This window comes from Streptomyces antimicrobicus, from assembly GCF_020532625.1.
Lineage (GTDB): Bacteria > Actinomycetota > Actinomycetes > Streptomycetales > Streptomycetaceae > Streptomyces > Streptomyces antimicrobicus.
The window spans coordinates 74,181-85,758 of the sequence record NZ_JAJAUY010000011.1; the positions used below are offsets into that span (position 1 = coordinate 74,181).

General features: G+C 73.8%; 9 protein-coding genes and 1 pseudogene. 6 read left to right on the top strand and 4 right to left on the bottom strand.

The features are described 5' to 3' along the window. Window positions 1-531: 531 nt before the first annotated feature. Together LG632_RS05065 and LG632_RS05070 are read right to left on the bottom strand one after the other, a co-directional pair. A complete protein-coding gene (locus LG632_RS05065) occupies window positions 532-2,115 on the bottom strand; it encodes an ABC transporter permease (protein ID WP_226725540.1) in 1,584 nt (527 codons plus the stop codon). After that, on the bottom strand, window positions 2,112-3,185 hold the full coding sequence (locus LG632_RS05070) for an ABC transporter ATP-binding protein (protein ID WP_226725542.1): 1,074 nt from the start codon (window positions 3,183-3,185) through the stop codon (window positions 2,112-2,114). The genes LG632_RS05065 and LG632_RS05070 overlap by 4 nt, the downstream gene beginning before the upstream one ends. Window positions 3,186-3,248: 63 nt before the next feature. On the opposite strand from LG632_RS05070, the pseudogene LG632_RS05075 reads away from it, so the two are divergent. Next, window positions 3,249-3,725, top strand: a pseudogene (locus LG632_RS05075) (GbsR/MarR family transcriptional regulator); the annotation flags it as partial. Window positions 3,726-3,918: 193 nt separating this feature from the next. On the opposite strand, the gene LG632_RS05080 reads toward LG632_RS05075, so the two are convergent. Then, a complete protein-coding gene (locus LG632_RS05080; protein ID WP_264201430.1) occupies window positions 3,919-4,764 on the bottom strand; it encodes a serine/threonine-protein kinase in 846 nt (281 codons plus the stop codon). 184 nt (window positions 4,765-4,948) lie between these two features. On the opposite strand from LG632_RS05080, the gene LG632_RS05085 reads away from it, so the two are divergent. From LG632_RS05085 to LG632_RS05105, 5 genes are all read left to right on the top strand, one after another. Continuing rightward, entirely contained in the window at window positions 4,949-6,232 is a 1,284-nt protein-coding gene (locus LG632_RS05085) for an adenylosuccinate synthase (RefSeq protein WP_226725545.1), read from the top strand. Between the two features lie 351 nt (window positions 6,233-6,583). Further along, window positions 6,584-7,501, top strand: coding sequence for a hypothetical protein (locus LG632_RS05090; protein ID WP_226725547.1), 918 nt, complete (start codon window positions 6,584-6,586; stop codon window positions 7,499-7,501). 31 nt (window positions 7,502-7,532) lie between these two features. Continuing rightward, window positions 7,533-8,441: a hypothetical protein gene (locus LG632_RS05095; RefSeq protein WP_226725548.1), complete on the top strand. Its 909-nt coding sequence runs from the start codon at window positions 7,533-7,535 to the stop codon at window positions 8,439-8,441. A gap of 87 nt (window positions 8,442-8,528) precedes the next feature. Next, the gene (locus tag LG632_RS05100; RefSeq protein WP_226725550.1) at window positions 8,529-9,449 is read left to right on the top strand and encodes a hypothetical protein; all 921 of its coding nucleotides are present in this window, start codon (window positions 8,529-8,531) and stop codon (window positions 9,447-9,449) included. Between the two features lie 83 nt (window positions 9,450-9,532). Next, entirely contained in the window at window positions 9,533-10,438 is a 906-nt protein-coding gene (locus LG632_RS05105; RefSeq protein WP_226725552.1) for a hypothetical protein, read from the top strand. Window positions 10,439-10,466: 28 nt separating this feature from the next. On the opposite strand, the gene LG632_RS05110 is transcribed toward LG632_RS05105, so the two are convergent. Next, entirely contained in the window at window positions 10,467-11,345 is an 879-nt protein-coding gene (locus LG632_RS05110; RefSeq protein WP_226725553.1) for an alpha/beta hydrolase family protein, read from the bottom strand. Between the last annotated feature and the right edge of the window lie 233 nt (window positions 11,346-11,578).

Sequence of the window (11,578 nt, forward strand, 5' to 3'; positions counted from 1 at the left end):
GTCCGGCCCCCTCCCGCCCAGCGCTCCCGGTCGGGCGCCGCGGTGCCATGGGCGAGCGCAGCCTGCCGACGGCTCCCCCGGCCGGACCCCGCGCTGCCCGGCCAGCGCTGCCCGGCCGCCCGAGCCAACCGCCCACGCCCGGGACATCCGTCCCGGCCGGGCCGCACGGCGGTCGGCCGAGGGGGGCCGCTGACCACCTGGCGCTGGCCCGCGGCGGTCGGCCGGCAGCGGGCAGCGACCAGCCGGTGCGCAGCGGGCAGCCGGGGGGCGGCGATCAGCCGGTGGGCAGTGAGCAGCGGCGGTGGGCAGTGGGCGGCCGCTGGACAGCGGGCAGCCGGTGGGCAGTGAGCAGCCGGTGCCCAGCGGGCAACCGGTGCGCAGCCGGCAGCGGCGGTGGGCAGTGGGCAGCGCCGGTGGGCAGTGAGCAGTCCGTGCGCAGCGGGCAGCGGCGGTGGTGGCCAGTCGGTGGCCACTGGCCACCGGCCACGGGCCGGCGGATCGCGGGCCGCGGGTAGCGGTCTGCGGGCGGTTCTACGGAGTCAGGTCGCGGTGGCGCAAGGTGGTGAGGCCCGTGGCGGTCAAGGCGGCGGCCAAGGTGGTCAGGAGGGCCAGGGGGGTCCAGGCGATCTCGGTGGCGCCCGGCAGCTTGGGGAGGTGGGTGAAGGGGGAGAGGTCCATGACGGCCTGCGGCACGTTGAGGGCGGGGCCGACCCAGCCCAGGGCCAGCGCCGTTCCGGCCACCGCCCAGGCTGCGGGTGCCAGCCGGGGCGCGGCGCCGTACAGCAGGACGGCCAGTGCGCCGATCGTCCAGACGGCGGGCAGTTGCGCCAGGCACGCGCCGACGGCGCCGGCCGTGTCGGCGGCGCCCTGGCCGTGGCCGAGGCCCAGGCCGAGGCCGCCGAGCGCCAGGATCAGTGCCGAGCCGCCGAACGCCACCGCCAGGTGTCCCCCGGCCCAGCGCAGCCGGCCGACGGCGTGGGCCAGCAGCGGTTCGGCGCGCTGCCCGGACTCCTCGGCCTGCAGGCGCAGCACGGAGGAGACCACGAACAGGGCCGCGACGAGTCCCAGCATCCCGGCCATGGCCGCGAGGAAGGCGTCGCTCAAGGCGCTCCGGCCGCCCATCCGCTCGATGATCTCGCGGGTCTTCGCGTTGTCCCCGACCAGGTCGGCGGCTCCTTCGGCCATCCCGCCGAAGACCAGCCCGGCGATCAGGAAGCCGGCGCTCCAGCCGAGCAGGCTGCCGCGCTGGAGCCGCCAGGCCAGGGCTCCGGTGCCGCCGAGCCGCCCCTCGGCGGGCCCCGGCCGGCCCGCCAGGAAGCTCATGCCCACGTCCCGCCGCCCGGCCAGTGCGTAGGCGAGGGCGCCCTGTGCCGCGACGGCGGCGGCGAACAGGGCGAGGACCCACCAGCGTTCGCCGCCGAAGGCCCGTACGTGTTCCACCCAGCCCAGCGGAGAGGCCCAGGTCAGCGCCGACTCCCCGGCCGCTGCGCCGGAGTCGCCGGCCGCCTTGAGCACGAAGGCGGCACCCAGCACGGCCGCGGCGACGCCCTTGGCGGCCCGGGCGCTTTCGGTGAGCTGGGCGGCGACGGCCGCCGCGGTCGCGACCACGGTGCCCGCCCCCGCCACGGCCAGACCGAGGGCGAGCGCGCCGGTCGCGCCCTGCCCGGCCAGCCCCGCGGTGATCAGCAGGCCGACGAGGGAGTTGGCGAGGAGCGCGGCGAGCAGCGCCGCCGTCAGCGGGGCGCGGCGCCCCACCATGGCGGCGGAGAGCAGTTCCTGACGCCCGGTCTCCTCCTCCTCGCGGGTGTGCCGGACGACCACGACCAGGCTCATGATCCCGGCCAGGACCGCGGCGAAGACGCCCGCGCGCCAGGCGGTCAGCCCGCCGAGGGAGTCGGCGAAGACCGGCCCGTACAGGGCGCGCAGGGAACTGTTGGCGTTCATGGCGGAGGCGGCCGTGGCCCGCTCGGCGGCGGTCTCGTACACGCTGCCCAGCGCGTTCGGCATGCTGACGACCAGCAGCGAGGTCGCCAGCACCCAGACCGGCATCATCACGCGATCGCGACGCAGGGCCAGCCGGAGCAGGGCGGCGGTGCCCGCCAGTTGCCGCTTCATCGCGCGTTCGCTCCCGTCGACTCGTCCCGGCCCTTCGCCTCGCCGGCCTCGCCCCCTTCGCCGGCCTCGTCCCCTTCGCCGCCCTCGTCCCCTTCGCCGGCCGCGTCTCCTTCGCCGGCCGCGTGCGCTCCGCTGCCCTCGTGCCCCTCGCCGCCCCCGCTCCCCTCGTCCGCCTGGGCCGTGCCGGTGTAGTGGCGTAGGAAGAGTTCTTCGAGGGTGGGCGGGGTCGAGGTGAGGGACCGTACGCCCGAGGCGGTGAGCGCGCGCAGGACGGCGTCCAGTTGGTCGGTGTCGGCCTGGAAGCGGACCTTGCCGCCGTGGATCTGGACGTCGTGGACGCCGGGCAGGTCGGCCAGGCCGTCCGGCGGGCCGGCCAGCTCGGCGCTGATGGAGGTGCGGGTGAGGTGGCGCAGCTCGGCGAGGGTGCCGCTCTCGACGGTCCGCCCCGCGCGGATGATGCTGACCCGGTCGCACAGCGCCTCGACCTCGCTGAGGATGTGCGAGCTGAGCAGGACCGTGCGGCCCGCGTCGCGCGCCTCGGCGACGCAGCCGCGGAAGACCTCCTCCATCAGCGGGTCGAGCCCGCTGGTCGGCTCGTCCAGGATCAGCAGGTCGGCGTCGGAGGCGAAGGCGGCGACGAGGGCGACCTTCTGCCGGTTGCCCTTGGAGTAGGCGCGGCCCTTCTTGGTGGGGTCGAGCTCGAAGCGTTCGACGAGCTCGGCGCGCCGGGCCCGGTCGAGGGAGCCGCCGCGGAGCCGGCCGTAGAGGTCGATGACCTCGCCGCCGGAGAGGTTGCGCCACAGGGTGACGTCGCCGGGGACGTAGGCGACGCGGCGGTGCAGGCCGACGGCGTCGGCCCAGGGGTCGCCGCCCAGGAGCCGGGCGGTGCCGGAGTCCGCGCGCAGCAGGCCGAGGAGGACCCGGATGGTGGTGGACTTGCCGGCTCCGTTGGGGCCGAGGAAGCCGTGGACCTCGCCGGTGGCGACCGACAGGTCGAGGCCGTCCAGTGCGCGGGTGCGGCCGAACGCCTTGTGGAGTCCGACGACGCTGATCGCCTCTGCCTTCGTCATGATTCTGAACGTACGCTACATTCACAAAGTTGTGAAGGTCGGAAATCGCGTAAAGTTCGAGTCATGACGACGAGGGACGAGGAAGCGGTCGGCCGCTTCGTGGAGCGGTTCGCGGCGCAGCTGACGGACGCGGGCATGCAGCGGATGGCCGCGCGGGTCTTCGCGGCCCTGCTCGCGAGCGACAGCGCGTCCATGACCTCGGCGGAACTGGGCGAGGCCCTCCAGATCAGCCCGGCGGCCGTGTCGGGCGCCGTCAGCTACCTCACGCAGGTCAGCATGGTCAGCCGGGAACGGGAACCGGGCTCGCGCCGGGACCGGTACGTGCTGCACAACGAGCTCTGGTACGAGACGTTCACCCGCCGCGACCAGGTGCTGTCCCTGTTCGAGAAGACCCTCCGCGACGGCGCGGCCAGCCTCGGCCCCGATACCCCGGCCGGTGCGCGGGTGGCCGAGACGGCGGCCTTCTTCGAGTTCCTGCAGCACGAGCTGCTGGGCATGCTGGACCGCTGGCGCACCTACCGCGCCCAGCTGGACCTGCCGAACCCGGCCGCCGCGGCGACGCCTCCGCCCGCACCTACGCCGACCCCGCCCACACCGACGACGCCGCCGCCCGCACCTACGCCGACCCCGCCCACACCGACGACGCCGCCGCCCGCACCTACGCCGACCCCGCCCACACCGGCGACGCCTCCGCCCGCACCGGCGACGCCCGCGCCCACACCGACGCCGACCCCTACGCCGACCCCTCCGCCCCCGCCGGCACCGTCAGCCCCCACGCCCCAGGCCTGAGCGTCCACGTACGGCGCCGGACCGGGCCCGAGATCGTGTGGTCGGCCCGGTAGCGGAAGTCCGGCCCGGTCACCGTCACCGACTTCACCCGCGCCAGGCGCGGCGGACCGCTGATGCCCCCGCGCACCACGACCTCCACCAGCCCGTCCCGCGCAGCCACCGACACGTCGTGCACCGGCTGGTCGACGTCGGCCAGCAGCACCCCGTCCGCCTCGACCCGCAACCGGTGGGCCGCCGCGACGCCGAGCGGGGCGACCGGCGGCCGCACCAGGGTCCGGGCCAGCGACCGGCAGGCGCTCCACACCGTCGGCGTACCGACCGCCCGCGGCGTCGCCGGGGGCCGGCCCAGCGGAGGGATCCGCAGACCCCCGAGCACCACCCCGTCGCTGTCGTCCACCAGCAGGTCGTGCCGGCGCGCCACCCCGCCCAGCACCGCCCGCGCCGCCGGCACCGCACCCGTCGGCACCCCCAGCGCGCGGGCCAGGGCCAGCGAGGCGGCCGGCCCGACCGGGATCAGCGACACCGCCGAGGCGCCGAGCTGCCGCGAGCGGTGCAGCAGGGACACGGCCCGTACCAGAGCCCGGTCGTCCCCGACGACCACGGGCCGCCGATGGCCCCGGCGGGCCAGCGCCCGCGCGAACTCCTCAGGGGTCTCGGGGAGGCAGATCTTGGCCGCCGCCCCGGCGCTCAGCACGTCCTTCGCGATCCGCACGGACTCGCCGTCGAGTCGGCGGGCGACCGGGTCTACGAGCACGAGCAGGGCGCCCGCCGGCGCACCCGCCTCGCTCATGGTGGGCTCTGGAGCCGACACCTCGGTCCTTCCTCGGGTAGCATCTTTGTGCAAGAGCCCCTTGCGCTATTGCGCCAGGGGCTTCGTCTATTCCGGGGTACCGGTCCGACGGCCCAGCCTGCGGTGTACATCGTCGTACGCCCCCTGACCTTGGACATGCCCCATCCGGAAGAGGTGTACGCCTGTGCCCGCTCTTGTGCTGCTCGGAGCCCAGTGGGGAGACGAGGGCAAGGGGAAGGCCACCGACCTCCTCGGTGGTTCCGTCGACTATGTGGTCCGCTACCAGGGCGGCAACAACGCCGGCCACACGGTCGTCGTAGGCGACCAGAAGTACGCCCTCCACCTGCTTCCGTCAGGCATCCTCTCCCCCGGCTGCACCCCGGTGATCGGCAACGGCGTCGTCGTCGACCCCGCCGTCCTGCTGTCCGAGCTGCAGGGCCTGAACGACCGCGGCATCGACACCTCGAAGCTGCTGATCAGCGGCAACGCCCACCTGATCACGCCGTACAACGTCACCCTCGACAAGGTCGGCGAGCGCTTCCTCGGCAAGCGCAAGATCGGCACCACCGGCCGCGGCATCGGCCCGACCTACGCGGACAAGATCAACCGCGTCGGCATCCGCGTGCAGGACCTGTACGACGAGTCGATCCTCACCCAGAAGGTCGAGGCGGCGCTGGAGAACAAGAACCAGCTGCTCGCCAAGCTCTACAACCGCCGTGCGATCGAGGCCGGCGCGATCGTGGAGGAGATGCTCCAGTACGCGGACCGGATCAAGCCGTACGTCGCCGACACCACGCTGATCCTGAACAACGCGCTGGACGAGAACAAGGTCGTCCTCTTCGAGGGCGGCCAGGGCACGCTCCTCGACGTCGACCACGGCACGTACCCCTTCGTGACCTCCTCGAACCCGACCGCCGGCGGTGCCTGCACCGGCACCGGCGTCGGCCCGACGAAGATCAGCCGGGTCATCGGCATCCTGAAGGCGTACACCACCCGCGTCGGCGCCGGCCCGTTCCCGACCGAGCTGTTCGACCAGGACGGCGAGGACCTGCGCCGCATCGGCGGCGAGCGCGGCGTGACCACCGGCCGCGACCGGCGCTGCGGCTGGTTCGACGCGGTCATCGCCCGCTACGCCACCCGCGTGAACGGCCTGACCGACTTCTTCCTCACCAAGCTCGACGTGCTGACCGGCTGGGAGCAGATCCCGGTCTGCGTCGCGTACGAGATCGACGGCAAGCGCGTCGAGGAGCTGCCCTACTCGCAGTCGGACTTCCACCACGCGAAGCCGATCTACGAGTACCTGCCCGGCTGGTCGGAGGACATCACCAAGGCCCAGACCTTCGGTGACCTCCCGAAGAACGCGCAGGCGTACGTGAAGGCCCTGGAGGAGATGTCGGGCGCCCCGATCTCCGCGATCGGCGTCGGCCCGGGCCGCACCGAGACGATCGAGATCAACTCGTTCCTGTAGGCACCACCCGTGGTCGCCACGGGTGGTCACCACGGTGGTCGCCCCGGGTGGTCACCACAGGCCCGCCACTTCCGGAGGGGCGCGTCCCGCGAGGGCCGCGCCCCTCCGTGCTGCTCGGGGCCCTTCAGCGCTGCTCGGGGCCCTTCAGCGCTGCTCGGCCCTCAGTGCTGCTCGGGGCCCTCAGCGCTGCTCGGGCGTCCCGAAGCCGGTGGTGTCGAAGTCCCTCCCTGGGATGACCGGCTACGACTCAAAGTAGTCAGTTGATCACCCCGGCGGGCAGCGGTGTAGAAAGAGATCTCGTCCGACCGGCCCGGTCGCACACAGGGCACATTCCTTGGGGGGAATCCACACATGCACGCCCGCGCGCTCCGCAGAGCGCTCGTCACCCTGCTCGCCGCCACCGCCGCCGCGACGGCGCTGGTCCCGACGACCGCCACCCCGGCCGCCGCGGCCGGCCCGGGCCAGTGCCGCGGCCCGCGCGGCGGCATCCTCGCCGAGATCAGCCCCGGCCAGCGCCTGGAGCCGGGCGGCCGCCTGGCGGACAAGGTCAGCCGGACCGAACTGGTCATGCAGACCGACGGCAACCTGGTGCTCTACGCCCTCGGCAACCCCGGCGGCCACAACCTCCCGCTGTGGCACAGCGGGACCTGGGGCAACCCGGGCGCCTACGCCACCATGCAGGCGGACGGCAACTTCGTCGTGTACAAGCAGGGCGGCGGCCCGCAGACCGGCGGCGGCATCTGGCACACCGGGACCTACGGCACCGGGACCACCTTCCAGCCCAAGGCCTACCTGCTCGAAGGCGAGTTCGTCGTCGAGGGCCGGGGCACCCGCGGCGCCGACAGCCAGCGGTGGTCCAGCCGGACCACGGAGCAGCTCAACCAGCTCTGCTCGGACTACGAGACGGCGGCACACGGCTGGTCGACCGGTAGCTGGGCCCAGTCCGCGACCGTCTGGCTGGTCCTCCAGCAGGACAACAACCTGGTCATGTACCGCAAGAGCGACGGCAAGGCCATCTGGCACAGCGGCACGTACGGGGGCAGCCAGCGGGTGACCCTCCAGATGCTCTACGCCGACCGGGGCGACCTGACCATCAGGAACGCCAGCCTCAACAACACCGGCGCGGTCCGCTGGCGCACCTCCACGGGCGGCAACGCGGACGCCTGGGCCCTCCTCCAGGACGACGGCAACTTCGTCGTCTACAAGCGCGACGGCGGCCCCGGCAAGGGCGGCGCCCTCTGGCACACCGCCACCTACAACAAGATCTGATCCACCGGCCCGTCCACGGGGGGAAGTCCAAATGCGTCACAAGCTGCTCCGCAGAGCGCTGGTCTGCCTGGTCGCCGCTTGCGCGGTCACCGGCCTGGCACCGGGCGGTACCGGCGCCTCGCCGGCGGCAGCCGCCACCGGCGACCCGACCACGTGCCGGACCCAGTACGGCGGCGCCGCCGCGACGGTGGCTCCGGGCCGGCGCATCGCGTCGGGCGGGACCGTCGCCGACAAGGTGTCCACCGTCGAGCTGGTCATGCAGCCCGACGGCAACCTCGTCCTCTACGCCCTCGGCAGGCCCGGCGGCGCCAAGCTGCCGCTGTGGCACAGCGGCACCTGGGGCAACCCCGGCGCCTACGCCCTCATGCAGGAGGACGGCAACTTCGTCGTCTACAAGCAGGGCGGCGGACCGGACACGGGCGGCGCCCTGTGGGCCACCGGCACGTACGGCACGGAGAGCAACCCGTACACGGGGGCGTACCTCACCGGCGGTGAGTTCACCGTCGAGGGCCGCAGCTACCGGGGGACCTGGTGGGCCGGCACGCAGGAGCGGCACGTCCGCATCTGCTCGCACCTCCAGGACCGCCCGCAGGCGTCCTGGCGTCCGGGCAACTGGGCCCAGTCCGCCAGCGTGTGGCTGGTCCTGCAGCGGGACGGCAACCTCGTCATCCACCGCAAGAGCGACGCCAAGGTGATCTGGAGCAGCGGCACCTACGGGGCCAAGTACCCGGTGGAGCTGTTCATGGAGCCCACCGGCGACCTCGTCCTGCGCGAGCAGGACCGCGACTCCACCGTGCGCTGGCACACCGGCACCGCCTTCAACAGCGAGACCTACGCCCTGCTCCAGGACGACGGCAACTTCGTCGTCTACCGCAACACCGGCTCCGGGCCCGAGTGGGGCGGCGCCCTGTGGCAGTCCGGCACCTACGACAAGGTCTGACCGAGTGCGGCCGTACGACCGCGGCCACCTCGAACACCTGGAACACCTCGAACCACCTGGAACACCACCACCGGGGGAAACACACCCATGCGTAACCACCGCCTGCTCCGCAGTGCGTTCATATCCCTGCTCGCCGCCTCCGCCCTGACCGGCCTGGTGCCGGCCGCGGCGAGCGCCGCGCCCACCGTCCGGCCCGGGATGGACGGATGCGACGAGCCCTACGACACCCGCGAGACGGTCATGACGGTGGGTCAGCGGCTCAATCCCGGGGACAAGCTGACCAACCCGACCGACGTGACCGAGCTGGTCATGCAGGCCGACGGCAACCTCGTCCTGTACGCCCTCGGGAACCCGGGCGGCCCCAAGCTCCCGCTGTGGCACAGCGCCACCTGGGGCAACCCCGGCGCGTACGCGACCCTGCAGGAGGACGGCAACTTCGTCGTCTACAAGCAGGGCGGCAGCGCCCAGACCGGCGGCGGCATCTGGCACACCGCGACGTACGGCGACCGGACCGACACCAGGCCCAGGGCCTTCCTGGAGGCGGACGGCGACTTCCGGGTCATCGGCCGCAAGGACGACCCCACCTTCGGCCTCCACTGGCGGGCCCTGAAGACCGAGAAGACCACGAAGCTGTGCGCCGAGGACGCCACGCACCAGTACCGCTACCAGTACGGCGGTGACTGGTCGCAGTCCGCGACCGTGTGGATGGTGGTCCAGGACGACAACAACCTCGTCATCTACCGCAAGCGCGACGGCAAGGCCATCTGGAACAGCGGCACGTACGGCTCGGGCTTCCACTCGATCGAGCTGCGCATGGAGCCCGACGGCGAAATGCTGCTGCGCGACTGGTTCAGCCCGAACAAGGTCGTCTGGCGCTCCGGCACCGCCGGCAACCCCGGCGCGTACGCCCTGCTCCAGGACGACGGGAACTTCGTCGTCTACAAGGCGGACGGCGGCCCGGACAAGGGCGGCGCCCTGTGGCAGTCCGGGACCTACGACAAGGTCTGACCGAGTGCGGCCTCCGACCGCGGCCACCACGGTCGCCTCGAACACCACGACCGCCTCGAAGACGACCACCGGGGGAAACACCCATGCGTAACCACCGCCTGCTCCGCAGTGCGTTCACATCCCTGCTCGCCGCCTCCGCGCTGACCGGCCTGGTGCCGGCCGCGGCGAGCGCCGCGCCCGCCGCCCCTGCCGAGGCGACCGCGTGCGACATGCCCTACGACACCCGTGTCGTCCACCGGGGCGCGGGCACCCGGCTCGCGGCCGGTGAGAGCCTCACCAGCCCCACCGGCACGACCGCTCTGGCCATGCAGCCCGACGGCAACCTCGTCCTCCACGCCCTCGGCAGGCCCGGTGGCGCCAAGCTGCCGCTGTGGCACAGCGGCACCTGGGGCAACCCCGGCGCCTACGCGCTGATGCAGGAGGACGGCAACTTCGTCGTCTACAAGAAGGACGGCGGGCCCGACAAGGGCGGCGCCCTCTGGCACACCGGCACCTTCGGTGCGACCGGGACGGACCGGCCCGCGCTGCGGCTGCACGCCGACGGCAACCTGGAGATCACCGGGCACTACAACCTCTACGGGCGCTGGACGAGCCTCACCCGCCAGCGGTCCGCGATGGTGTGCACGCCCACCGGTTCCGTGCCGTACCGGGACTGGCTCCGCGGCGACTTCGCCGAGACCGCCACCGTGTGGCTCATGCTCCAGAGCGACAACAACCTGGTCATGTACCGCAAGAGCGACGGCCAGGCCGTCTGGAGCAGCGGCACCTGGGGCGGCGACAAGCCCGTGACCCTCCAGATGGACGCCAACGGCGATCTGGTCGTGCGCCAGCACTACACGTACGCGACCCTCTGGCACAGCAACACCGAGGGCAGCCGCGGCGCGTACGCCCTGCTGCAGGACGACGGGAACCTCGTCGTCTACAACAAGGACGGCGGCCCCGGCAAGGGCGGCGCGCTGTGGCACAGCGGCACCGGGAACAAGGTCTGAGGTCACCCGGCGGCGCGGCGGGCCGCCGTCACCAGGCTAGTTGGCTGATCTCCTCGATCACCACCGCGCAGGCGTCCGCCGCGGGGTCGATCAGCGGGAAGTGGCCGATGTCGTCGAGGAGGGTCAGGCCCACCGTTTCGCCGGCCTTGGCCGCCGCTTCGACGTAGGACTCGGCCACCTGCGGCGGTACGACGATGTCCTCGCGGCCCTGGACCACGGCGGTGGCGATGCCGGTCGGGAGCAGGGCCGCGGGGTCGGCGTACGGCAGGCGGGGGGCGAAGGAGGCGTGGCCTCCGAGGAGTTGGGCGCTGGCGCCGCCGCAGACACCGAGCTCCTCCGCCACCGTGAAGTCGGCGATGGGCGCCAGCGCCACCACGCCGCGCAGCGCGGGCGGCTCCGGCAGCCGCCAGGCGGCGTCGGACGGCAGGACGTGCCGGGCGGCGGCCCACAGCGCGAGGTGGCCGCCGGCCGAGTGGCCGGTGATCACCGTGCGCCGCAGGTCGGCGGCCGGCAGGGCGGACGCGGCGAGCGCGGGCAGGGCGTCGAGGGCCGCGGCCACGTCGTCGAAGGTCTCCGGCCAACGGCCGGCGACCGGCCCGTCGGCGTTCTGGTGCGGCAGCGAACTGCCGCGCCGGTACTCGACGCTGGCCACCGCGAAGCCGCGGCGGGCCAGCAGGTCCGCGAACGGGCTGATGTGCGCGCGGTCGTACGGGGCGCGCCAGGCGCCGCCGTGCAGGACGACGACCAGCGGCGCCAAGGTGCCCGGCCCGGCGCCGTGGGGCGCGTAGAAGTCGACGACCTGGTCGGGGTGCGCGCCGTACGCGGCGGTGGCGTCGGGCGCGACGGGCGGGTGGGAGAACGCCGAGGCGGCCTCGGCGGCGTCCCGTTCCACTGCGGGGTCCGACATGCGGCTCACCTCTCGGGTACGTCCGATTCCACCGGTACGGGTCCGGTCGCGGCTCGCCCGGGCGGTGCCCCGGGCAAGCCGGGAAACTATCAGGCGGCGCCCGGCCCGGCCGCGCCACCCCCGGCGGCGCGGACCGGCCGGTGGGGGGCCCCCCGGTCCGGGGGCGGTCGCCCCCGGGCGCGCCGGGGCCCCCGCCCGGAGGGGACAGCCCCCCCGGGGGGCGCCCGGGCCCC

Coding starts and splice junctions, on each gene's coding strand:
- LG632_RS05065 (WP_226725540.1), bottom strand. CDS start 2,115: ATGAAGCGGCAACTGGCGGGCACCGCCGCCCTGCTCCGGCTGGCCCTG.
- LG632_RS05070 (WP_226725542.1), bottom strand. CDS start 3,185: ATGACGAAGGCAGAGGCGATCAGCGTCGTCGGACTCCACAAGGCGTTC.
- LG632_RS05100 (WP_226725550.1), top strand. CDS start 8,529: ATGCGTAACCACCGCCTGCTCCGCAGTGCGTTCATATCCCTGCTCGCC.
- LG632_RS05080 (WP_264201430.1), bottom strand. CDS start 4,764: ATGAGCGAGGCGGGTGCGCCGGCGGGCGCCCTGCTCGTGCTCGTAGAC.
- LG632_RS05095 (WP_226725548.1), top strand. CDS start 7,533: ATGCGTCACAAGCTGCTCCGCAGAGCGCTGGTCTGCCTGGTCGCCGCT.
- LG632_RS05105 (WP_226725552.1), top strand. CDS start 9,533: ATGCGTAACCACCGCCTGCTCCGCAGTGCGTTCACATCCCTGCTCGCC.
- LG632_RS05110 (WP_226725553.1), bottom strand. CDS start 11,345: ATGTCGGACCCCGCAGTGGAACGGGACGCCGCCGAGGCCGCCTCGGCG.
- LG632_RS05090 (WP_226725547.1), top strand. CDS start 6,584: ATGCACGCCCGCGCGCTCCGCAGAGCGCTCGTCACCCTGCTCGCCGCC.